This is a genomic window from Flavobacterium segetis (assembly GCF_900129575.1).
Lineage (GTDB): Bacteria > Bacteroidota > Bacteroidia > Flavobacteriales > Flavobacteriaceae > Flavobacterium > Flavobacterium segetis.
This window is the reverse complement of sequence record NZ_FQWE01000001.1, coordinates 325,085-348,706: the sequence shown is the minus strand read 5'-3', so window position 1 is coordinate 348,706 and position 23,622 is coordinate 325,085. Positions and strand designations below refer to the sequence as shown.

23 protein-coding genes, 3 tRNA genes and 1 riboswitch are annotated in these 23,622 nt (G+C 34.2%); of the genes, 16 read left to right on the top strand and 10 right to left on the bottom strand.

All coding sequences use genetic code 11. The annotated features are described in order from the left end of the window. Window positions 1-235 precede the first annotated feature (235 nt). Together BUA99_RS01635 and BUA99_RS01630 are read right to left on the bottom strand one after the other, a co-directional pair. The gene (locus BUA99_RS01635) at window positions 236-3,646 is read right to left on the bottom strand and encodes a T9SS-dependent choice-of-anchor J family protein (protein ID WP_072987358.1); all 3,411 of its coding nucleotides are present in this window, start codon (window positions 3,644-3,646) and stop codon (window positions 236-238) included. A 157-nt stretch (window positions 3,647-3,803) separates the two neighbouring features. Then, window positions 3,804-4,151 (bottom strand): hypothetical protein, encoded by a 348-nt coding sequence (locus BUA99_RS01630; protein WP_234972871.1) that lies wholly within the window; start codon window positions 4,149-4,151, stop codon window positions 3,804-3,806. A 203-nt stretch (window positions 4,152-4,354) separates the two neighbouring features. On the opposite strand from BUA99_RS01630, the gene BUA99_RS01625 reads away from it, so the two are divergent. After that, a complete protein-coding gene (locus BUA99_RS01625) occupies window positions 4,355-4,921 on the top strand; it encodes a pseudouridine synthase (RefSeq protein ID WP_072987352.1) in 567 nt (188 codons plus the stop codon). A 62-nt stretch (window positions 4,922-4,983) separates the two neighbouring features. Continuing rightward, window positions 4,984-5,439: a tRNA (cytidine(34)-2'-O)-methyltransferase gene (locus tag BUA99_RS01620; protein ID WP_072987349.1), complete on the top strand. Its 456-nt coding sequence runs from the start codon at window positions 4,984-4,986 to the stop codon at window positions 5,437-5,439. Between the two features lie 3 nt (window positions 5,440-5,442). Here BUA99_RS01620 and BUA99_RS01615 read toward each other — a convergent pair whose 3' ends face one another. The 3 genes from BUA99_RS01615 to BUA99_RS01605 form a co-directional block, all read right to left on the bottom strand. Further along, window positions 5,443-6,225, bottom strand: coding sequence for an ABC transporter ATP-binding protein (locus BUA99_RS01615; protein ID WP_072987344.1), 783 nt, complete (start codon window positions 6,223-6,225; stop codon window positions 5,443-5,445). Beyond that, window positions 6,225-7,256, bottom strand: coding sequence for an iron ABC transporter permease (locus BUA99_RS01610; protein WP_072987341.1), 1,032 nt, complete (start codon window positions 7,254-7,256; stop codon window positions 6,225-6,227). The genes BUA99_RS01615 and BUA99_RS01610 overlap by 1 nt, the downstream gene beginning before the upstream one ends. Before the next feature lie 106 nt (window positions 7,257-7,362). Next, window positions 7,363-8,505, bottom strand: coding sequence for an ABC transporter substrate-binding protein (locus BUA99_RS01605; protein ID WP_072987339.1), 1,143 nt, complete (start codon window positions 8,503-8,505; stop codon window positions 7,363-7,365). 308 nt (window positions 8,506-8,813) lie between these two features. Between BUA99_RS01605 and BUA99_RS01600 the strand changes: the two genes are divergently transcribed. The 8 genes from BUA99_RS01600 (at window position 8,814) to BUA99_RS01565 (ending at window position 16,940) form a co-directional block, all read left to right on the top strand. Beyond that, on the top strand, window positions 8,814-9,737 hold the full coding sequence (locus BUA99_RS01600) for an ABC transporter substrate-binding protein (RefSeq protein WP_072987336.1): 924 nt from the start codon (window positions 8,814-8,816) through the stop codon (window positions 9,735-9,737). A gap of 132 nt (window positions 9,738-9,869) precedes the next feature. Beyond that, window positions 9,870-10,130 carry a C1orf53 family protein gene (locus BUA99_RS15195; protein ID WP_234972869.1) on the top strand — a complete coding sequence of 87 codons (261 nt, stop codon included), beginning with the start codon at window positions 9,870-9,872 and terminating at the stop codon, window positions 10,128-10,130. After that, window positions 10,127-10,636, top strand: a complete 510-nt coding sequence (locus tag BUA99_RS01590; RefSeq protein WP_072987333.1) for a bifunctional adenosylcobinamide kinase/adenosylcobinamide-phosphate guanylyltransferase — start codon at window positions 10,127-10,129, stop codon at window positions 10,634-10,636. Before BUA99_RS15195 ends, BUA99_RS01590 begins: the two co-directional genes overlap by 4 nt. Window positions 10,637-10,639: 3 nt before the next feature. After that, window positions 10,640-12,322, top strand: coding sequence for a nicotinate-nucleotide--dimethylbenzimidazole phosphoribosyltransferase (gene cobT, locus BUA99_RS01585; protein WP_072987330.1), 1,683 nt, complete (start codon window positions 10,640-10,642; stop codon window positions 12,320-12,322). Between the two features lie 51 nt (window positions 12,323-12,373). Continuing rightward, complete coding sequence (locus BUA99_RS01580) at window positions 12,374-13,159, top strand: adenosylcobinamide-GDP ribazoletransferase (protein WP_072987328.1); 786 nt, start codon at window positions 12,374-12,376, stop codon at window positions 13,157-13,159. Then, window positions 13,144-13,680 carry an alpha-ribazole phosphatase gene (gene cobC, locus BUA99_RS01575; RefSeq protein ID WP_072987325.1) on the top strand — a complete coding sequence of 179 codons (537 nt, stop codon included), beginning with the start codon at window positions 13,144-13,146 and terminating at the stop codon, window positions 13,678-13,680. Before BUA99_RS01580 ends, cobC begins: the two co-directional genes overlap by 16 nt. Before the next feature lie 40 nt (window positions 13,681-13,720). Next, window positions 13,721-13,990, top strand: a riboswitch (cobalamin riboswitch). Between the two features lie 87 nt (window positions 13,991-14,077). Next, a complete protein-coding gene (locus BUA99_RS01570) occupies window positions 14,078-15,880 on the top strand; it encodes a TonB-dependent receptor plug domain-containing protein (RefSeq protein ID WP_234972868.1) in 1,803 nt (600 codons plus the stop codon). 4 nt (window positions 15,881-15,884) lie between these two features. After that, window positions 15,885-16,940 carry a YncE family protein gene (locus tag BUA99_RS01565; RefSeq protein WP_072987322.1) on the top strand — a complete coding sequence of 352 codons (1,056 nt, stop codon included), beginning with the start codon at window positions 15,885-15,887 and terminating at the stop codon, window positions 16,938-16,940. Window positions 16,941-17,150: 210 nt separating this feature from the next. Here the strand turns inward: BUA99_RS01565 and BUA99_RS01560 are convergent, their stop codons facing one another. Further along, window positions 17,151-18,602, bottom strand: coding sequence for a S41 family peptidase (locus BUA99_RS01560; protein WP_072987319.1), 1,452 nt, complete (start codon window positions 18,600-18,602; stop codon window positions 17,151-17,153). Window positions 18,603-18,727: 125 nt separating this feature from the next. Between BUA99_RS01560 and BUA99_RS01555 the strand changes: the two genes are divergently transcribed. From BUA99_RS01555 to BUA99_RS01535, 5 genes are all read left to right on the top strand, one after another. Further along, window positions 18,728-19,237 carry an RNA polymerase sigma factor gene (locus BUA99_RS01555; RefSeq protein ID WP_072987316.1) on the top strand — a complete coding sequence of 170 codons (510 nt, stop codon included), beginning with the start codon at window positions 18,728-18,730 and terminating at the stop codon, window positions 19,235-19,237. Next, entirely contained in the window at window positions 19,224-19,721 is a 498-nt protein-coding gene (locus BUA99_RS01550; RefSeq protein ID WP_072987728.1) for a hypothetical protein, read from the top strand. Before BUA99_RS01555 ends, BUA99_RS01550 begins: the two co-directional genes overlap by 14 nt. 150 nt (window positions 19,722-19,871) lie before the next feature. Further along, complete coding sequence (locus BUA99_RS01545) at window positions 19,872-20,378, top strand: DUF4252 domain-containing protein (protein WP_072987725.1); 507 nt, start codon at window positions 19,872-19,874, stop codon at window positions 20,376-20,378. Between the two features lies 1 nt (window position 20,379). Then, the gene (locus tag BUA99_RS01540; protein WP_072987314.1) at window positions 20,380-20,913 is read left to right on the top strand and encodes a DUF4252 domain-containing protein; all 534 of its coding nucleotides are present in this window, start codon (window positions 20,380-20,382) and stop codon (window positions 20,911-20,913) included. A 129-nt stretch (window positions 20,914-21,042) separates the two neighbouring features. Continuing rightward, window positions 21,043-22,002, top strand: a complete 960-nt coding sequence (locus BUA99_RS01535) for an MBL fold metallo-hydrolase (protein WP_072987311.1) — start codon at window positions 21,043-21,045, stop codon at window positions 22,000-22,002. 157 nt (window positions 22,003-22,159) lie between these two features. Here BUA99_RS01535 and BUA99_RS01530 read toward each other — a convergent pair. The 3 genes from BUA99_RS01530 to BUA99_RS01520 form a co-directional block, all read right to left on the bottom strand. Next, a tRNA-Leu gene (locus tag BUA99_RS01530) sits at window positions 22,160-22,242 on the bottom strand. A 42-nt stretch (window positions 22,243-22,284) separates the two neighbouring features. Next, window positions 22,285-22,357: transfer RNA gene (locus BUA99_RS01525), tRNA-Lys, on the bottom strand. A 39-nt stretch (window positions 22,358-22,396) separates the two neighbouring features. Next, window positions 22,397-22,469 (bottom strand) — tRNA-Lys (locus tag BUA99_RS01520). A 127-nt stretch (window positions 22,470-22,596) separates the two neighbouring features. Here BUA99_RS01520 and BUA99_RS01515 point away from each other — a divergent pair. Further along, window positions 22,597-23,115 carry a shikimate kinase gene (locus BUA99_RS01515; protein WP_072987306.1) on the top strand — a complete coding sequence of 173 codons (519 nt, stop codon included), beginning with the start codon at window positions 22,597-22,599 and terminating at the stop codon, window positions 23,113-23,115. On the opposite strand, the gene BUA99_RS01510 is transcribed toward BUA99_RS01515, so the two are convergent. After that, window positions 23,107-23,607 carry a phosphoribosyltransferase family protein gene (locus tag BUA99_RS01510; RefSeq protein ID WP_072987303.1) on the bottom strand — a complete coding sequence of 167 codons (501 nt, stop codon included), beginning with the start codon at window positions 23,605-23,607 and terminating at the stop codon, window positions 23,107-23,109. The two genes, BUA99_RS01515 and BUA99_RS01510, sit on opposite strands and share 9 nt — an antisense overlap. Window positions 23,608-23,622: the final 15 nt, after the last annotated feature.

The window sequence follows — 23,622 nt, the reverse complement described above, 5'->3', positions numbered from 1 at the left end:
TAAAAGGGTAAAAATAGAAAAAAGATTCCTATTTCCTTTTCGGAAAATGCAAATCAGAAATAACTTTTAATTAGTAAACAATACAGTTTTGAGAAAAATTAAAAAAAAAGTCAAAATCTTGACAGATGAAAATAGCTTACTGGACTCTCTAATCTATTTAGTAATGTAAAGTTCCTAAAATAAAAAAGCCAGATTTTTTTTTAAAATCTGGCTTTCTAACTGCTTAAAAAATCTTTTAGTTTTTAATAATTTTGTCTTTAAAAACAATTTTGTTGTCTTTTGAAATGGTGTAGATATAGATTCCTACCGGTAACTTTGTACTATTTATTTTTATGGTATTTTCACCAGTTAAGCCTTTCAACTTAACTGCGTCTCCCATAACTCTACCAAGCATGTCATATATATTTAGCTCTAAATCTACTGTGTCTACTGAACTTATTGTCACATTAAACGATTCAGAAGTTGGATTTGGATAAGACACCACAGATAAGCCATTTTTCATGATGAATTCGTTAGTAGCTAAATTTACAGCTGCTTTTAGTTCAAAACGAGCAATGACAGGACCATGATCTGATGTTGTATTGACATAATTTGGTACATCTAAACGAGGATCATATACTTTAATTGAATTCGGCACATAATCTGCAGTTAGTTCATTAGATATGATTATGTGATCTAAGAATCCACCAGATGACAAATAACTAAACGCTCCTGCTTTACTTATGTCTAATGTTAATGGATTATAACGAGTCACATCTTCAACTATTTTCTGGAACGTAGAAGGCTTACCTGCAATAACTGATTCGTCAACATCATCATTATAATCTCCTAAAATAATTAAATTAGCATCCGGATATTGCGCATCTAAGCTGTCTTTTAAAACATCTACATCATATTTTCTCTGGTTGTATTTAACTAAGTCACTGCCGCTATTAGCTCGAGCATGTATATTAATTATTTTTAGTTCCTTTTTTACACCATTAATGTTTGTTTCAATATCTACCACATAAGGTAATCTTCCTGATGAGAAAAAACTTGAAGCAACATCTGGATAATTAGGTAACGTTTTTGTTCCTGCGCGAAGATCATCATACAGTTGACTAAGCATTACCCTAGTTTTTTTTACGGTAGTTGTCTTTGTGTTATAGATCACGACTAATTTTTGTGGCGGGAAAGTAGGATCTGGAGCCTGATAAGACCGTGACCAAACTGGAGAGATCACTTTATCAAACGTTTTTCCGTTAATACTTATTTTTTGAATTAAAGTTTCCAAAGCGCTATCATCTGAAACTTCTTGAACAGCGTAGACATCAGCATTTAAAGTATTCATCACTTTAGCCACATTGTCAATTTGTAGCGCATCGTCCGTAGGGCCAAATTCTACATTGCTAGTATTTTTCACGTCAGTTCCAAAAAATTCTAAGTTGTAGGTAACAATATCAAATGTGTCTGTTTTTAGTAATGAAGAACCATTTAAAGAACCTATTCCTTGATTTAATCCTGTTCCTACAACTGTAAACGTTCCTGAAATATTTAACGCTTTTGTTGAAGGAAAAAAACGAGCATAAATCGTTTTACCTGCAAGTGCATCTGCCGCTAAAACAGTGAGAGCGGATTGAAAAGTAATATCGTCAAGAGAGATTTGATAATCAGTTGGAGCGGTAATTGTAAGATCACCGTATCCACCTGCTGTGAATACGAAAGATTGACTGGCAGATGTTGCATTAATCTCAATTTCGCCAAAATTTAAATCAGGAATGGAAGCTAAAAATGATACCGTATTGGCAATACTTACATCATCAACCGTCCATTCGGCAGTGTTTGTTCCGCCACCTGCGGTAGTTTCATATACCCACGCTAAATAAGTATGATCAGTTTTATAGGACTCTAAATTGATGTATCGTGATTGTTTGAATGTTCCAGTGGTAGTAGGAAAATCTCCATCTAGAGCGATCCAAGTGGCTGTCTCTGGATTACTTTTTCCATCATAATCTACTGAAACCATTAATTTAAGTGCCGGGCCAGAGAAAAATTTACGCGAATAAAAGGATAATAATGGGAAATTATCAAAACTATTTAATCGTAAATTGGGCGAAATTAACCAATCCTTACTTTCACCTGACTCCCCATAACCATTTATTTGCACCGCCGCTGGAGAACTATTAAAGCGAGTTGTAGTGCTGACCCATTTTATGGTATTACCAGCGACACTATATTCTGTCCAACCGCTATTAATAAGCACATTTGCATTATTGAAATCCTGGATGTAAGGATTTATTCCTGTTCCTGATAATGAAATTATTTTAGTTGTTGCGCCACTTGATGCGTGTGTGATTTGACCCGTAAAAGCATCCGTTGCATTGGGTGAGAATTTCACATAAACATTCGCGGTAGCGCCACTACTAAAATCAGCGGCAGTAAAAAGTAAAGATGATTGAAAAGCACTATTTTGATCCTTAGAAATAGTAAAATTTCCTGATGCAGTAAGAGTTACAGTTCCATTTAAGTTAATTCCTTGTAATTCATAACTTTGAATAGTTGAATTGAAATTTTGCTCTACTAAACTAAAATCGATAGTGGTTTTTGAAGTCTTTAAAACAGGAACTAAAACACTGGACGTTGTCACATCTATTTTATTTACTGCACTTTGAATGTTACCATACGCATCTTCAGAAATAGAATAAACAACATAAGCTGTCCCTAAAGTTAATCCAGTAATATTTTGAGAGTAGGGAAGCGCTGCATCATCAATTGCAAGAGTGCCCGCTTTTATGGCAGCTGCATTTGCAATATTTGTTCCTGCTTTTATTTGAGATATAGTTGGTTCAGCGCTACCTGATGGCAAAATAACATAATACGTTTTTCCAACCTCATTTAATTGAGATAAAAAATCAAATCCATCAGCTACTATATTGCTAATTTGCGGATAATTAACAGCATTTACAGGTGCTGCTATGTCGTTGATAATGCTTATATTATCAATAGCGAAAGAAGGTCTAGAACCGCCACCCGAAAATTGTCTTGAAATCCAACGAATTTGAACAACGTCTTGATTATTACAACCATTTGGTAACAGTATCTTTATCTTTTGAATATTCTGTCCTATTACGCCAGAGTTTTGCGCTGTTGTTCCGTTCGTATAAACTGTAGGTACTAAATTAGTAAATTCATTTGTTGTGCTGGTGCGATACTGTAGTATCAAATCATTAAGTCGGTCACTTGATGCGCCATTGTAAGGATTACGAATTACCATAGCATCATATTCAACAGTAATTCCTGATTTCCCCGTTGTTTTAAATGCAAATCCAATAGCTAAATCTAATGCGCTAGTATTCAAAAACCCAATTTTTCCATTGTAGTTGTGTACATTACCGCTTGCTGTTGAAGCCGTGCTACTGGCAACTAAAGCTCGATCAGCTACTATGGTTGCTGAAGTGTTGAATGCAGCCCCAGAGGAAATACTTGCTGTCCAACCCTGAAATCCAGCTGGATATGTCGTAGCTGCATGTGGTAAAGAGGAGAAATCTTGTGTGTAAGGCAATTCCTGTGGTACTGGAGCGGTTCCCTGAGCAAAAACTGATACCGAAAAACAATAAAAAAAACTTAAAAATGCCAGAATCTGGCGAAAATGGTAATTCTGTTTCATTGGTTGTATTTTATATTTGAAACAAAATTAATACTTCTTACGTTAAGACAATATTATAAAATAGATGAAGTATAAGTTTTAACTAAAAAAATCCATCCATCAAAAAAGCCAGTAAAAATTTTCTTTTCACTAGCTCACTACAAATTAAAAATTATAATTAATCGTCAAGCTTTATATTTCCTCTATCCTGATGATTATCTGGATGTGATGCTGGATATCTATGTGCAGTAATATCCGAGTTTAAGTCTTCGTTTTCAACTGTTTTCATTGCTTCCTCTTCAGTATGTACACCCCTACTTAAGCTCTCATTTTCATTCCACGTTCGCTGGTCTTGCTCAGGTAATAAAGCCTCACTCCCATCAGCATTTCGGGCGCGTTGCACTATTGTCTCATTGCCATCTCTATCAGTAACAACTTCTTCTTTAATGATAGAATCGGCTGTCTTGCAATCATCAGGCATATTGTCGCCGCTGAAACCTTCATTAGTGCTTTGTTTATTGTTCATTTTTTTTGAACCTAAATCATCATTTTCCATGGTCGTTATTTTAAATTAATATAATTCTAAGTAAACATAAGATTACGAAGATAATATGATTATGTGAAATCATTTAACAGCACATTTTGATTTTGAGATTATAACTGCAATGTTTCTATTTTCAAATTACTAAAAACAAAACTACCTTTACAAGGATTAATTACAAAGTAAAAATGACTCATTCACACTTTATCATTCATAAACCTTACGGATATCTCAGTCAGTTTATTTATGAATTAAAAAGGAAAAAGAAGCTACTTGGCGAATTGCATGACTTTCCAAAAGGAACGATGGCAATAGGGCGTTTAGATGAAGATTCAGAAGGACTATTATTATTGACTACTGACGGTATGATGAGCGAAATTATCCGAAGTAAAAAAGTAGACAAAGAATATTATGTTCAAGTTGATGGTGTGATTAATCAAGAAGCGATTGAACAATTACAAAAAGGTGTCGAAATAGGATTTAACGGTACAAAATACATCACAAAACCTTGTACAGCAAAATTAATTACTGAAATTCCTGCTTTTGGGGCTAGAGGAAAAAAAATTCGGGACGAACGTCACGGTCCTACTTCATGGGCATCAATAACGGTCAATGAAGGGAAATTTCGCCAAGTCCGTAAAATGACTGCTGCAGTTGGTTTTCCTACCTTGCGCTTGGTTCGTGTTCGAATAGGAAGCGTGTATCTTAATGATTTGCAAGCAGGAGAGGTACAAGAGGTAGATCATTTTTTATAGCTCTAATCAAAGATCAAGTGAAGTATGTCAATTAAAAATTAACAATCAAAAAACTCTTCAAAATGTTAAATATTGTTCTCGTAGAACCTGAAATACCAAATAATACTGGAAACATTGGTCGCTTGTGCGTAGGTACCGAGAGCCGTTTGCACTTGATTCATCCTTTTGGATTTGAAATTAACGATAAAAATTTAAAACGCTCAGGTCTTGATTACTGGCCACATCTTGACGTAACTGAATATCAAAATGTAGCGGAGTGGAAAGCTCAAGTGCAGGATTTATCTCGGGTCTTTCTAATGAGTTCCCATGCTGAAAAATCCTATCTGGAAATAGAGTTTAGAGATGGTGATTGGTTGGTTTTTGGAAAGGAAAGTAAAGGTTTGAGTCCAGAAGTTTTATCCCAATTTGATAATCACCTTACCATTCCCATGTCTACACTAATTCGAAGTTTTAATATTGCGAATTCTGTTGCTTTTTTAATCGGTGAAGCAAAAAGACAAATAACACTAAAAAAGTAAAAATTATACAATAAGAAACTTTCCTTTTTCTTGGTCAAATTGGATATGCTCATCGTTGAATAAGGTCGCAAAAATTCCTTTGGATATAAAGTTACAAGGCTCATCTTGGACAACAATTTGAGGAGTCATTATGATCATTTCGTCACTTAATTGTATCGCCATATCAATATCATGGGTAGAGAAAAGAATACATTTTTCAGTTTCTTGAGTTAGCTTTTTTAGCAATTTAAAAAGTGAAACTTTATGTAATAAATCAAGATGAGTGGTAGGCTCGTCCAAAATTATCAAAGGAGTATCCTGTGCCAGAGCGCGTGCGATTAATACCTTTTGCAATTGTCCATCACTAATTTCATAGTGCTTTTTATCCGCTAAATGGCTAATTTGAGTGAGCTCCATTGCTTCATAGATCTTGCTTAAATCATTTCGAGTTAATTTTCCTATCCAGTTGGTGTATGGTTGTCTACCTAATGCAATTAATTCAAAAACGGTCAAGTTACTCGGCGGTAATTTTTCTGTCAATACTAGACTTAGGTTCTGTGCTAACACTAAAGGTTCATATGAACTAATTTTCCGTTCATTTAAAAATACAGCACCTTGCAGCGGTTTTTGAATTCCCGTTATCGTTTTTAAAAGTGTGGATTTTCCAATGCCGTTAGCACCTATTAAAGCGATCAGTTTCCCCTTTTTTAAATTTATAGAAATATTCGAAGCCACTACGATATGCTCTTTTTTATGAGAATAACCAATGCTAATTTTTGAAGCTTCCAGAATGATTTTATGTTCCATTATGCAATCATTTTTCGTTTTCGTACTAGTAACCAAATTACCACAGGGGCGCCAATTATGGATGTTACGGCATTAATAGGCAAAGTGATTTCTAATCCAGGCATTTCTGAAATAACATCGCAAATAAGCATAATTGATGCTCCTAAAAGCAAAGTACTCCAATATAATACGGAATGATCACTGGTTTGAAATACTAATTTTGCAATATGAGGCACCGCTAATCCTATAAAAGCTATTGGACCTGCATAAGAGGTGATACTTCCTGCTAAAATACTGGTTGCAAAAATAATGATTAAACGAGTTTTTTTAAAATTTAAACCTAAACTGCGAGCATAATTTTCGCCTAGCAGTAAGGCATTTAGTGGTTTGATGCTAAAAAGACTTAATAATAATCCTACTGTAACACAAACTGTTAAAATTAAAATAGAAGACCACGATAAATTGCCCAAGTTTCCCAAGGACCAAAAAGTAAATTTTTGCAATTGTTCAGCTGAACTAAAATAAGTAAGAACCCCTACAATTGCGCTGGTAAAACTCCCAAACATTAATCCTATAATTAAAATAGCCATGGTGTCACGCAATCGATGTGAAACGGCTAAAACAGCTAATAATACAATTGAACTTCCCATAGTCGATGCTAAAATCACTCCATAAGACGATAATAAGACAGTACTTAAAAAAGACGGCAGTAAACCTGCTCCTAAAAACACAAAGGCAACACCCAAACTGGCGCCAGAACTTAGTCCTAAAACATAAGGTCCTGCTAAAGGATTTCTAAATAACGTTTGCATCAATAAACCACTTATCGATAATCCCATTCCTACAAGAATTGCCGTAATCGCTTTGGGTAAACGATAATTAATGATGATGTATTCCCAGGTAGATTTGCTCGCTTGACCACCGGTTAAACTAGTGTAAATTTCTTTAAAAGGGATTGTAATGGAACCAAAACTAATGTTTACAAAAAACAAAACAATAAGCCCTAAAGTAAGTAAAAAAAATAAAATCGTATTTCGTTTTTGATTATTCAATTGTCGTTTGTTTGTCTAATATTATATTTAGCTTTTTGATAAGTAAAAATCTAGTTTTGGCTTCCTCTTTTTTGAATCCTCTGGACGCTTGGGGAGAGGAAAGGATTTAGTTCAGTTTTTGTGCAAAAGTAAAAGTATAGTTTGGAAGTAAATCAGGATGGAAAATTTTAATGTAATCTTTCAAAACTAAGTCCGGTCGGCTTGGGGCTAATTCATAATAAATGGTTCCTCCTGTACTGCCTAACTTACTTTCAAAAGTGTAAACATTGTTGTTTTTTAGAGCATCAAACTGACTGTAATGTGGGTTACTGTTTTTAAATTCAGTACTATTCTTAAAAGAACCTGTTGCGATCCAATAATTTGCCGTTTTTGCCTTATCTAGTATTTTTTCAAAAGATAAACTAAGACTTCCTGTTCCTTCAACATCGGCCCACAAATAATTAGATTTGGCATCTTTCATAAATTGGGCTACCCAGCTATTTCCTTTTGCAACATACCATTGATCTTGATACATAGATCCGTACAAAACAGTGACTGTAGATTTTTGGGTTGCCACTAATGCTAGAGCGTCATTATAATTTTTGACAATTGTTTCAAAAAGTATTTTAGCTTCTTTTTCTTTTCCAAACAAAGCTCCGTAAAGTTTTATCCATTCGGCTTTGCCTAGCGGTGTTTGTTCCATCCAATCTGCTTGAAAAAGCACATTAAGGCCACTTTTTTGTAAATTATCAATCATTGGGTTGTTGTTGTCAACTCCATAAGCTACTATTAAATCAGGCGCCAAGTCAATGAGTTGTTCCATGTTTAATTTTTCATTCTGTCCTATGTTTTTTACAGCGCCAGCATCAATTAATTTGCGGGTTTTTTTAGATGAAATGTAGTCCGTATTAGGAAATCCCACTAATAATTTTTCAACTCGTAACATTTCTAAAAAAGGAATATTTGTGGTTGAGGTGACCACAATCGACTGCAAAGGTATTTGAATTACATTATATTTTTGTAGACTATCAGGAATGACACCGTTTTTTTCTTTCAATATATAAGTGAAGTTTTTACTGGACTCAGGCCAAGGATTTGAAACCTTTACAACGGAATAGCCATCGTACTTTGAGATAGCTAAGCTTTTAGCGTAAGCTATCGTATTTCCAGAAACATCAGAAATCTTATTGCTTAGTTGTTCGCTTTTTTTACATCCAATTAATAGTAACAGCAAAACAAGAAAAGAAAATTTATTACTATTTATGTTCATAATTTTTTGCAAATTTAAAGGCAAATATAAATTATAAATTTTTTATAATCAGTGACAAATTTTTTAAATTATCGGGTAGATTCGGATCCTACCCAAAACATAAAATAAGATTTATACCAATAGTTCCATTCATACGGTTATATTTGTATTTAGATTCTTGTCTGTTTTGTTTGAAATAAAAACCGATGGAAGCTAACCAAAAGGATGTAGGTTTCGCTGATTTTGTATGTTGCTTGATTATTACAATCTTCTCACTTTTTTATTGAAAAACTATTTTATATTAACACAAGGATTTATATACTGTTAGGATGATTAAAATTTGCTCTTTCCTGCCCGCCGCCACTTCTATGATTTATGAAATGGGTTTAGAAAATCAATTAGTTGGTGTTACCTTTGAATGCCATTCTGATAAACCCAAAGTGGTACGTTCTTACCTTGAAGGAACTAATCACACGAGTAGTGAAATTGACCAGATTGTATCACAATCTAAAGCGCAAGGTAAAAGTTTGTATTACATAGATGACGCTTTGCTAGAATCTCTATCTCCCGATGTTATTCTCACTCAAGATGTATGTGACGTTTGCCAGATAGACACGAGTCATGTGGCTCGTTCCATTTATCGATTATCCAAAGAGCCAGAATTAATTCCACTAATTCCAAGAAATTTAGAGGATATTTATCAAAATGTAATAACTATTGCCAAAGCTTTTAATAAAGAAGAATGCGCTTACACATTATTAGCAAATCTCAAAAAGAGAACTGATTTTATTCTGGATACGCTTCGTAAAAACAACGCTCCGCTTAAACGAGTAATGGTTTTGGAATGGCTCGATCCCATATACAATTGTGGACATTGGATCCCATACCAAATCGCACAAGCCGGTGGTGTAGACATGCTTGGGAATCCTTCTGGATATTCTATTGTTACCGCATGGGAACGAATATTGTTATATAATCCTGAGGTACTCGTGGTTGCACCGTGTGGTTTTGATATAAATCGTTCCAGTCAAGAATTAGAGGTACTAACAAAATTAGACGGATGGGATACCTTGAATGCAGTTCAGAATAACGCAGTTTTTTTAGCTGATGCCGATTTATTTACACAGCCCAGCACAACTGTTGTAGACGGAATTGAGTTGCTTGCCGCGTTGTTTCATCCTGATTTATTTGAAATCCCAAAAAAATTAGAACACAAATACCTTTCTTTTCGCAGTATTGCAAAAGTAAAGTAATGTCTAATTTTCCTATTGATATTTACCATAAAAAAATGTTCTGCTTGCGGAACCCCTTTTAATTGCGGAGATACTACAGACGGAAATAAGTGCTGGTGCAACAATTTTCTGCCTATTTTTAAACTAACTGAAGTGATAGACTGTCTTTACTCTTCCTGCTTTACAATGTTTTGCTCGACTAAAATTAATGAATATGTTGCCACGGTTACTGCTGAAACCGCAATAAATAGCAGCGCTAGAGATTTACCTAAAACCAAACAACCAATAGAGGGAATTGACTATTATATTGAGGATGGAAATTATGTTTTCAAGGCTTGGTTTCATTTAAAAAGAGGGCATTGCTGTACGAATGGATGCCGACATTGTCCTTATAAAACGCAACAATTACAATGATATATCTAATTACGGGAGGAGAACGCTCAGGCAAAAGTAGTTATGCCGAGAATTTAGCAAAACAATTATCGCATAAACCCATGTACGTGGCGACTGCCAGAAAATGGGATGCTGAATTCCAAACGAGAATTGACCGCCATCAAAACGATCGAGACAAAAGCTGGATTAACATCGAAAAAGAAAAGTATTTAAGTGAAATAAATTTTTCGGGTAAAGTGGCTGTTGTTGATTGTGTAACACTCTGGTTGACTAACTTTTTTGTTGATACTAAAAACGACATTTCTTTGTGCTTAGAACAAGCCAAAGCTGAAATTGATGCAATCGCCAATCAAGAGAATTCGGTAATAATCATTGTTACCAATGAAATAGGAATGGGACTTCATGCTGATACCATAGCTGGAAGACAATTTACAGAGCTACAAGGATGGATGAATCAATACATTGCTCAGAAAGCCAATATAGTCGTATTAATGGTTTCTGGAATTCCAGTGAAAATCAAAAGCTAACGCATGAATAATTTAGATGATATTTTAAAATCTCGGCGAGATACACGTCATTTTACGCAAGATGCCGTCCCTGATGAAGTTCTGAAAAAAGCACTTCAAGCAGGACATTGGGCGCCTTCTGTTGGTTTAACTGATGCTACTAAATATTACACTATCAAATCAGCGGTATTGAAAAAAGCCATAAAGAATTTATTCTTAGATTATGATGAAAAAGCAATTGCCTTGACAGATAATCAGCAGCAAAAACGAGATTATAAGGCACTGAAACTAGAAGCAATTGAGGAAGCGCCTTTAGGATTAGTCATTTGTTATGACCGTTCTGTTTTGAATAATTTTACCATTGGTACCGTTGGGAGTTCTGAGGCGATCAAGTTTAGTTCCGTATGCGCGGCACAAAATATTTGGCTTTCCTTAACAGAGCAAGGATATTCAATGGGATGGGTTTCCATTTTAAATTATTATCAGTTTAAGCAATTGTTAGGATTACCTGAAAACATAGAGCCATTGGGTTACTTTTGCGTAGGAAAGCCAGCAACTGATTATGATGAACAGCCCATGTTACAGCAACTGCAATGGAAACAAAAACAAGAAAATCCAGTTGTTGAAGAAATTACTATTTTTGATCAAAGTAGCGCCGAAACGACCACTTTTAAGGTTAAAAATGAAGTAAATAATACTCTTTTTGCAAAAGAAGTACAACATAAAATCGATCAAAAAACCAAGCCAACAGGTTCCCTAGGAGTTTTAGAATTACTTGCTAAACAAATAGGTGTAGTGTTTCAAACATTGGAACCAAAAATAATGCTACCACATATTGTTGTCTTTGCTGCTGATCACGGAATTGCAAATCATGGCGTAAGTGCTTATCCACAAGATGTCACGAGGCAGATGGTTGCTAATTTTCTCGATGGCGGTGCAGCAATAAATGTATTTTGCAAGCAACATTCCATCCATCTTTCAATTGTAGATGCAGGTGTGAATTATGATTTTCCTACGAATGCGGATTTGATTTCGGCCAAAATAGGGAAAGGAACCCAGTCTTTTTTACAGGGTCCTGCAATGAGTTTAAGCGAATTGCAATTATGTTATAGCAAAGGGAGCAAAATTATTGCTGGCATTGCAGAAACAGGTAGTAATTGTGTTGGTTTTGGTGAAATGGGAATTGGAAACACCGCAACTGCTTCGATATTAATGAGCATTATTTTAGCATTGCCTGTTGAAGACTGCGTAGGCAGAGGCACTGGTATCGATGACGAAAAACTCATTCAAAAAATTAATATCCTCAATAGATGTGTGGATAATTATAACGGTGCAGCTGATTTAGACAGTAAGTTAGCCTACTTCGGAGGGTTTGAAATCATGCAAATGGTAGGCGGAATGCTTCAAGCAAAAGAACAAAACATGTTGATTCTTGTAGATGGTTTTATAGGTAGCGTCGCTTTTTTAATTGCCGTTAAAAAGAACCCTTTTATTCTTAAAAATGCTATTTTTTGTCATTCTTCTGCTGAACAAGGACATCAAAAAATACTTGATTATCTTAACGTTCGTTCAGTATTACAACTCGATTTACGCTTGGGCGAAGGCACGGGCTGCGCCATTGCTTTTCCGATAATCCAGTCTGCAGTGGCATTCTTGAACGACATGGCAAGTTTTGAAAGTGCTGGGGTAAATACTAAAGAAATCTAATTTTATCACAGCGAATACGATTCAATTGGCTGCAGCCAAAAAATTATATAAATGAAAAAAGAACTCCATATATTTTTTACAGCTTTGATGTTTTACACTAGGATTTCGTGTCCTACAAGTATCGATCACAACCCAGAGTATCTAAACAAAGCCTCTCGTTATTTTCCCTTAATCGGATGGATTGTGGGCGGAATTGCTTTTGTAGTCTTCTATCTTTTTAATTTTGTACTAGCCCCTGAGATTGCAATAATCCTTTCAATGATTGCTTCAGTTTTAGTTACCGGCGCTTTTCACGAAGATGGTTTTGCTGATGTTTGCGATGGTTTTGGCGGCGGTTGGACCAAAGAAAAAATCCTAATCATCATGAAAGACAGTGCTATTGGTGCGTATGGAGCAATTGGTTTAATTTTGTTATTACTACTCAAATTTCAGGGGCTAACGCAGCTAATAAATGTTGTCAGCAATTCCTATTTGTTGCTTTTTTTGCTATTTGTTTCTGGCCATTCTATTAGTAGGTTAGCTGCAATTTCGATAGTTTTTACACATAAATATTCTAGGGAGGATGCTTCCAGTAAAAGCAAACCTATTGCGCAAAGTTACTCTTGGCGAGAAGTGGTGGGATCCTTATTTTTTGGATTACTTCCGCTACTTGTATTGTCTTGTTTTGAATGGCAATTGCTCTTAGTAATAGTACCAGTTTTTGCCGCTCGATTTTTCTTAGCACGCTACTTCCAGAAATGGATTGACGGATATACCGGTGATTGTTTAGGTGCGACTCAACAAGTTTGTGAAGTTGTTTTTTATATCTCAAGTATTGCAATATGGAAGTTTATTTAGTTCGTCACACAGAAACGGTTTGTGAAAAAGGTATTTGTTATGGGCAATCTGATTTGGAAATATTAGAGCCTTATGATGCTGTTTTTCAATCTGTTTTAAAACAATTGCCACAAGATGCCAAGTTGTATTCGAGTCCTTTACGTCGTTGCGTAGCTTTGGCTAGGTTTGTCAAAGATAGTTTACAAATTGATGCGATACATCAAGATTCCCGTCTGCTGGAAATGAATTTTGGAGATTGGGAACTGAAAAATTGGGATGCAATTGAACCCGAAGATCTAAATCCTTGGATGTCTGATTTTGTAAATGTTCGCGTTCCTAATGGCGAATCATTTACAGATTTACACTTGCGCGTAAGTGATTTTATGCAAAATGAACTTGAAACCAACGGCACTAAACCGATAATCATTATCGCACATGCTGGAGTAATTCGCAGCTTTTTATGTAAAATCTTGAATATACCTTTGAAAGATGCTTTTCAAAATAAAGTAGATTTTGGAGCTGTAATTAAAATTGAATTATAAAATCTACAATCATTTAGGTTATTAACTTATTATAATTCTATCTTTGTCACCGTATTGAGGTTGTGGTTTAATTTTTTTTAAATCGCATTAAAAGGGAATCAGGTGATAGATTTCAAGTTTTGGCTTTCAGATTTTAGGGTTTAAATCCTAAATCAAAAATCCTAAATCTTAAATCAAAAATCCTGAGCTGTACCCGCAACTGTAAGCTATTAAGCTTGTTGTTATCTATAAAACCATTGTTCGTCGTGGCGAATGAGAAGGTCAACAACAAGACGCAAGCCAGGAGACCTGCCTTTTTTTATTAACAAATATCGAACTTTCGGGAAAAAAGGTTCAGGACATTATGACTTATTTTAAACATTTTTTTTGTTTTTGCTTATTCGCAAGCCAATTTCTTTTGGCTCAAAAGGAGGACACCATTACTCGTTTAAATGAAGTAATTGTGTCTGATACTAAGTTGCGTAAGTTTTCCAGTTCACAAACAATTCAACTTTTGAACGACTCTATTTTGTCAAAAAACAGTGCTTTGCTGACCAATGTTCTTAACTACAATACAGCTATTTATTTCAAAGAATATGGACGTGGAATGCTCTCTACGGTTTCTTTCCGGGGGACAACTGCATCGCAAACAGCCGTGATCTGGAATGGTATTAACATTAATTCTCAAATGAATGGAAGCACTGATTTTAACACACTTTCGGGAATGGATTACAGCAATATTGCTATAAAAGGCGGTGGCGGAAGTGTTATTTACGGGAGTGGCGCCATTGGAGGAACTGTGCACTTGAACAATGATTTGAAATTTGATAGTTCTTTTTCAAATCAATTGCGATTGGATTATGGTAGTTTTAATACGCAGGGTATTAGTTATAAAAGTCATTTTTCTAATAAAAAATGGTCGGCTCAAATTGGCTTTTCACGCAACTATTCAGATAATGATTATAATTATCCGGGAGCTTTTGATTGGAAAGGCATGCAAAGGTTTAATGAAAATGGAGGATATCAAATCAGTACACTTAATGCCAATGTCGGATTTAAAATTGATGACCACCAGTTACTGAAGTTGTACAGTCAGTCATCAAACACTGATAGAAATATTTCTTTGCTTTCGCCATCAGAATCTAGAACAAAGTATAAAAATGATTTTAGCCGTAACTTGTTAGAGTACAATAATGTGCTAGGAATGTGGATAGCTAATTTCAAAACGGCATTTATTACTGAAAATTATCAATATTTCCCAGATAATAAAGTAAATCAATTTAGTTACGGTGGCACAAAAATGCTGACATCTAAAGCAGATATAAGTTTTCAAGCCAATAAAGCTCTTTTGTTTAATTCAATTTTGGAATATAGCAACACAACGGGTGAAGGTTCTAGTTTTGGCAATCATGAGCGGGAAATTACTGGTTTAGCACTTTTGATTAAGCAAGAGGTTTCGTCAAAATGGCAAAATGAATTAGGAATTCGTAAAGAGTTTACCAATAACTACAAATCTCCTTTCCTCTTTTCTATAGGAAGTGCGTTACAGCTTACAAATGCATATCAATTAAAAATTAATGCCTCTCATAATTTTAGAATTCCCACCTACAATGATTTGTATTGGGAAGAAGGCGGAAATCCACATTTAAAACCGGAAAGTTCTTATCAGGCTGAAATAGCTAATGTTTTCAGGTACAAAAATGTTAAACTAACCCAAACTGCTTATTTCAACAAAATCAAAGATTTGTTGCGTTGGATACCTGGTAATAATGGTATTTGGTCTCCTCAAAATACGGATAGAGTAGAGGCCTATGGAGTAGAAACCTTGCTTTCCTGGAAAAAGGGAATTGGAAAAAGCATTGTAGAGGTTAATGGTACGTATGCTTATACGATTTCAAAAAACGAGGCAACTGGAAAGCAATTGTTTTTTGTGCCTTTTCACAAAATAACCGGTGCAGTGGCTCTTTCCCATAAAAAATGGAGTGCTAATTACCAAATGCTTTTAAATGGTTTTGTCTATACGCAATTAGATAATGATCCTACCGCTGTTGTTCCATCTTACTTGGTTGGGAACTTAGGTATCGATTATGATATTCCCTTTATTTCTCATTCTAAATTTGGCGTTCAAGTGCTTAATCTTTGGAATGAAAAATATGAAAGTCTGGAAAATAGAATTATGCCCGGACGAAATTACAATCTGTATCTAATTTTTAAATTTTAATATAATGAAGTTAACTAGAGTTTTATTTGTCGCGTTATCAATTGCTTTTTTGTCGTCATGTACTAATGATGATAATGACAATAGTCCTAAGGGAAGTTATGATAATGGAGTGTTTGTTTTGAATGAAGGAAATTCCTCAGGAGGGTCTGTTTCTTTTTTAGGAGATGACATGGTAACCTTTAAACAAGATGTTTACGGATCGGAGAATCCAGGTGATGTATTTGGAAAATACATGCAAAACATCTTTTTTGATGGAGACAAAGCGTATATCATCGCGGGAGGATCTAACGTAATTAATGTTGTCAATAGATATACATTTAAGTTGATCGCCAAAATTGAAACTGGTTTAATCACCCCAAGATATGGAGTGGCAAGAAATGGTAAAGCTTATGTCACTAATGCAAATACCTATTCTTATGCTAATCCTGCAACCGGAAATACGGATGATTTTGTAGCAGTTATTGATTTAGTTACCAATAAAGTGGAGTCAAAAATAAATTTGAATGCTACAGCAAATCGTATTGTTATGGATGGAGATAAATTGTATATCTCTGAACCTTACGATAGTGAAAAAGTTTTAGTTGTAAATACCGTTACAAAAACTTTAGAAACACCTATTAATGTAGGTTCAAGTGCCAATACTATGGAAGTGAAAAATGGTATTTTATATGTTTTAGCTTCACCTTATGGAGGTGCAAGTAAAATTATAAAAGTAAAATTATCTGACAAATCCGTAACTGAGGTTTTATTCCCACTTGCTCTGAAAGATGCAGGAAATTTAGATATTTATGGCTCTAAAATTTACTTTACTAAAGGTACAGGAGTGTATAATATGGATATAACGGCTACTCAACCTGTAGAAACTCCTATCTTTAAATACACTTCAACTTCTCAATATGGAGTTATGTATGGTTTTGCTGTGGAAAATGATAAAATTTATATCGCTGATGGTGGTGATTTCGCATCAAATGGTAAGGCTTATGTTTATTCATTGACAGGAACACTTCAAAAGGAACTGGCTGTTGGAGTTGGACCAAACGGTTTTTATTTCAATGACTAAGAATTAGTATTTACTAAATAGCAAAGGCGTTTTCTTAGTTTGAAAACGCCTTTTTTTATATACTTTTAAAAAGTATTGTAATGCTGATGCAACCTAAATAATATGGAATGTTGATTTTTAGTGTTCAAAAACTTAAAGAAATTGCACTGCTATTATTTTTTTAATTGTGTGTTCTTAATTTAGTTTTTAAGACTTGCTCAAGGTTACGTTTTAATCCAAAGCTTTTAAAAGTCCTTCAGGAGCTTTCTCGATATACATTTCGTTTTGAAACTCGTTTATTGATTTAGAATCTTTAAAGAATTTTAGATCGTTTGCGGGAGTCGCTTTCATCATCCTTGCACTTCCTGTAATTTTACTAATTGCTAAACTTAATAAAGGCTCTGATGAATCTCCAAGAGTTCCTAGTGTACTAACTGTCTCTTTTAGTAAGAAATCAGGTTGTAAACCGTTGAAATAATCTCCAAAACCCGCTGAATTAACAATTTTTAAGACTATCGGTTGCATCGCATATTTGTGGTTTGGATTTCTATTTTCTGACCCAAAAGTGGGTGAGTCATATAAGGTCACAGAACCTACATTTTTCCCAACTGTTACATCACCTATTTGCACTACCGTTACATGAGGTTTTAAGCCGTTGATAACTAATTCACTTGCTGATGCAGTCCCACTTGCGGTTAAAACATAAACTTTACTCATGTTTATACTGTTGATTGTTGTAGAGCCTATTTTTTCGGTGAAGTAATTAAATAAAGCTGATGGATTTTCTTTTTCGAAATAATCATTGATCTTTTTATTCCATTGCTGTTTTGCAAAAACTTGCCCAGTGAATTGACCTGTAATCATGCTTGCTAATCTTGCAGCTGTTTGAACTGATCCACCACCATTGTATCTTAAGTCCAAAACAAAGTCAGTTACACCTGCTGATTTTAGTGCGCCAAATGCATCATTCAAACGGATGTCATAATCAGCATAAAAGCCGTTATACATCAAATATCCAATTCTTTTTGAACCTGAAGGAATTACTGTACTTATCAAAATAGGATTCTCAGATAAAACTGTTTTTGTCAAAGACACGGTTTTGCCATTGCTTACAATTGTTGTTCCATTAAAATCAGCCATATTCAAATCATAATTTTCATTAGATCCAAAAAGTAATGATTGATAATTGCTTTTGTTAAGAGCAGTTCCATTAACTGCATTGAAAATATCACCGCGCTTAATATTTTTAGTTGAAGCGTCAGAATTGGCAATTATATAGCGCACGAAACCTATTATTTCAGTTGTACTCCCCGGTTTATAACTCAAACCAAACTCAACACCATTATTTTTAGTAGTTCCTTGAAGTTGTCCTTCGAGCTCTAAATAATCATCTACAATCCAGCTAAAGCGATCTTTTGATTTATCAACTCGCAATGCATCAAATAATACCTCAGGTTTAGGATAACCGCTTAAAAAAGAATTTAAAGCAGCCTGATCAGCAAACCGTTTGTCATCTAAATTAGGGACATCTGCTTGCCACAAATAGTATTGGTTTAAACCTTTCCAAATAAAATCTTGGATTTCTAGATTCGCTGCTGGTGCAACATCATCATTATCTTGACAACTTTGAAAACCAATCGCGGTTGCAAATAATAATAGAACGAGGTAATATGTTTTTTTCATGTATTTAAGTCTATATTTATTTATAAACGTAAAAATAGTAACTTTAGTTTTTATTTTTTCTGTTTTGTAACAAAAAAACTTATGAATCGTCTTGCTTAAAGAGACCATCTAAATTAACGTTTTTTATGAACCAAATTGAGTTTGTTCAACTTACCGAAAGATTCAAAGATAGAATCTTTCGTTTAGCAAAGCGTTTATTAATCAGCACAGAAGAGGCGGAAGACGCGACACAAGAAATTTTATTGAAACTGTGGTCAAAAAAGGAAAGTTTAGCAGCGTATAAAAGTGTGGAAGCACTTGCAATGACAATGATTAAAAATCATTGCTTAGATCAGCTTAAAGCAAAGAGGTCGTTAAACATGAGAATTGAATCTCAGGATTTCAAGGATTCGCAAACTATGCTTGATAAAAAACTTGAAGATCTGGATCATTTACAGTGGGTTGAGAAATGCATCAATCAGTTACCGGAACAACAACGAATTATAGTTCATTTACGTGATATTGAAGAATATGAGTTTGAAGAAATTGCTAAAATTTTAGAAATAAGTGAAAGTACAATAAGAGTCGCGCTTTCCCGAGCTAGAAAAGCAATTCGAGAAAAAATAATAAAAATTAATGAATATGGAATTAAGTAGAGTAGAAAGTTTGTTGAAAACATATTTTGAAGGTAATACTTCGCTTACTGAAGAGAAGGAACTACAGCTCTATTTTTCATCTCCTAATATTGATGTTCATTTAGTAAAATATCAGCCCATATTTACTTTTTTGGCTGGAGCCAAAGAGGTGCAATTTACAAAACAGGTTTCTGAATTTAAAAATGCTAAACGTAAAACAGGAGTGTCCAAATTTATAATTTATGCAGTATCAATTGCAGCTTCAGTTATTGTTTCAGTAGGCTTAGGAAATTACTTTTTTTTCGAAAGTAAGTCTTTAAAAAATGCTGAGGACTTAGGTACTTTTGAAGATCCTAGAGCTGCTCTTGCGGCCACTCAAAAAGCATTGTCGTTATTATCAAGTAACTTAAATGTGGGCATTAACAATGTGCAACAGATTGATGAATATCAAAAAACAAAAGATAAGATATTTAAAAGAACAAGTTCAAAAAACGAAGAACTGTAAAAACTTCTATTTGGAAGCCATAATTAAATTAAAAAGCAATAATAAATAAATCAAAAAAAAATGAAATCAATCAATTTAAATTCAGTGAACGACGTTCAAGCAAAGCAAAAGGAAAGTAGAGCAATTGCCGTAAAAAAGTTTGTACTTACAATGCTACTTATGTTTGTAGTGAGTCCAATATTTGCGCAAGCAGTATTTGATAAATTTGACGGTCAAGATGACGTAACATCTGTTATTGTCAATAAAAAAATGTTTGACTTGATGAGCAAAGTAAAGAGTGATGCGACAGATAAGCAAACACAACAATATCTTGCATTGCTAAAAAAATTAGATAATTTAAAAGTGTTCACAACCAAGAGCACTCGTGTAGAAGGAGAAATGAAATTAGCGGCTGAAAAGTATATAAAAACAGCTGGTTTAGAGGAACTGATGCGAGTTAATGAAAACGGAAGAAATATTAAAATATTAGTAAAATCTGGATCAACTGATTCGCAAATTAGAGAACTGCTAATGTTTATTGAAGGTGCTAAAAACGATGACACTATTTTAATGTCGTTAACTGGAAATTTTGATCTCAATGAACTTTCCGCGCTTACTGACAAAATGAGAATTCCAGGCGGAGAGGATTTAAAAAAAGCAACTAAAGGTAAAAAATAAGATGAAAGCAATGTATGGATTTGCGCTTTTTTGCGCTGTGATGCTTTCGAGCTGTAACTCGGAGCCAAGTTTACAAAAGTATTTTGTAGAAAATTCTGAAAATAAAAATTTTCTTGCACTTGATGTTTCACCAGAAATTATAAATGTTGATCAAAAAAAATTATCGGTGGTGGAACTTGAGGCTGTAAAATCATTTAAAAAAATGAATGTTTTAGCTTTCAAATTGACAGATAAAAACAAAACTGAGTTTGAAAAAGAGCGAGCCAAAGTAAATTTAATCTTAAAAGATAAAAAATATCAGCAACTAATGAAATTTGGTTCTGGAAAGGAAGGTGCTTCGGTAAGTTTCGTGGGAACGGATGAGCATATCGAAGAATTTATTTTATATGCAAATAAGAAAGAAAATGGATTTGCTGTAGTCCGGATTTTAGGAAAAGATATGAGTCCTACAGCTGTTATGGCCATGATAAGTGTGTTGCAAAGGTCTAATATCGATTTGGAGCAATTGAAACCGCTTCAACAATTAATGAAATAAGTTTATTTAGCAGAGTACAAAAGCGTTTTGAAATATTTCAAGGGGTTTTTTTTGCATTTATTTTTTTCATTGAAAAAGTAATTTATCGATCTTAAATGATGAGATTTGTAGAAATAAAATTATAAAAAAATGACTTTTCTCAATCGATTTTTACTCTGTTTCATATTAATTTCGGTAAATGTATTTTCGCAAAAAACACAAGAAGCCTATTTTAAAGTAGTTCCACTGGGGACAAAAGGCGGAATCGATGAAAAAAATCTATCAGCATACTTGCTGGCTCCGTTAAACACAAACGATTATATCAGTTTGGATGCGGGAACGATACATTCTGGGATCGAAAAAGCAATCGAAAACAAAGTTTTCAAAGTTTCAACTAATACGGTTTTAAGAAAATTTATAAAAGGATATTTGATTTCGCATGCACATCTAGATCATGTTTCGGGTATGATTATAAATTCGGCTGCAGATTCTTCAAAGACAGTTTACGCGACAAATAAGTGTATGGAAATGATGCAAAAACATTACTTTAACGATGAGACCTGGGTTAATTTTGGGGATAGAGGTCGCGGAAAACCTTTGAATATGTATCACTTTCAAACCTTAGCGATTGACGAAGAAATAGCGATAAACAATACAAGTATGACGGTAAAGGCATTTCCACTCAGCCATGGTAATCCGTTTGAAAGCACTGCTTTTTTGATTAAAAATGCGGATAACTATATTTTGTATTTAGGCGATACAGGCCCAGATATTGTTGAAAAGAGTAATGATCTTCGCAGCTTATGGGCCATAGTTGCTCCCTTAATAAAAACTAAACAGTTAAAAGGGATGTTTATAGAGGTTTCTTTTCCTAACGAACAATTAGATCAGTTTTTATACGGGCATTTGACGCCAAATCATTTAATGAAAGAATTACATGTATTAGAGGAATTGGCTGGAAAGGATTCTTTAAAAGGTTTTAAAATCATTATTACGCACCTAAAACCGCCAGTAAATAATATTGCAAAGATAAAAGCGCAACTAAAAAAACAAAATGATTTAGGATTGAAGATTATTTATCCTGAGCAAGGAAAACGATTTAATTTGTAGTTTTGATCGATAAGTGATTTTATGTTTTTCTATATAATTTAAGCTTAATCGGGGATTAACTACTTATTCGCGAATAATGCTCCGTTTTAAAATAAAATTAATGCTAATAAAATAGTCAAGCTCTCTTGATTATTTTATTAGCATTTATTTTTTTTAGTGACCACGGTGGGATTTGAACCCACACGCCCTTGCGAGCACCAGCCCCTCAAGCTGGCAAGTCTACCGTTTCTCCACGTGGCCTAAAATAAGTAGAGACGTTGCTATGCAACGTCTCTATCTTTGTGACCCGACTGGGGCTCGAACCCAGGACCCCATCATTAAAAGTGATGTGCTCTACCAACTGAGCTATCGAGTCAATGCTTTCAAGGAAATTATGTGTTGATCACTAAAATTGTGACCCGACTGGGGCTCGAACCCAGGACCCCATCATTAAAAGTGATGTGCTCTACCAACTGAGCTATCGAGTCTTTTTCTTTCCTTGAATGCGGGTGCAAATATAAGGACTTATTTTGGAGTTTTCCAAGCATTTTTATTATAAATTTGTCTTTTTTAAATATAAATAGTCAACACCTTAATTTGTAAGGTTTTATTAAGATGAAAAAAATTATATTGTTAGGTTATATGGGTTGTGGCAAGTCGACCATTGCAAATAAATTATCGCAAATCATTCAAATCCCTTTTGTCGATTTAGATAGAAAGATTGAGGAAAAAGCAAATTTATCGATAAATGCAATTTTTGAAAAACATGGAGAAATCTATTTTAGAAAATTAGAACATCAGGTTTTTGTTGATTTATTAAGTTCTCCTGAAATCTTTATAATAGGTTTAGGCGGAGGAACTCCATGCTACGCTAATAACCATGAATTACTTAATGATGAAGGTGTTTTCTCAGTTTACTTAAAAGCTTCAATTGACACCTTGTTTAATAGGTTGTCAACTAATAAAAGCAAAAGACCACTAATCGCTGGCAAGAGCAATGTAGAAATGAAGGAGTTTATTGCAACACATCTATTTGAAAGGAGCTTTTATTACAATCAGGCACAATATAAAGTTGTAGTGGATGACAAAACGATTGATGTTGTTGCAAATGATATTGTTGCCATATTAACTTAAATAGGCATAACTATTTTTATCATCATCAAAAACAACTTGAACATGCTCTCGTAACGATGTAGAAAGTGATATACCTTTAAAGTCAGCCTTAACTGGGTATTTTTTATGATTTCTATCTACCAAAACTGCAGTTTTAAATTTTTTAAGTGGCACATCGATAAAATGTCTAACTGCATAGATTAAAGTAGTTCCAGAGTTCAAAACATCATCCACTAAAATCAATCCCTTATTTGCATAATCTTCTTTAGTTATCGAGGTTGTAACAGGCAATTGTGGGTTTAACTTATTTATTTGGACCTTACAAAGTGCTACTTTAATAGGAGAAATTAGTTCTAAGGCTAGTGCTAACTTTTCTGCAAATATATATCCGTTGGAGGCAATTCCCGCGATTACGATTTCCTCTTCGTCTACAAAGGTTTCATAAATCTGGTAGGCAATTCTTCTTATTTTATGCTCTATTTCCTGATGCGTTAATATGATATTCTTGCTCATTTTTATTATGTTGTA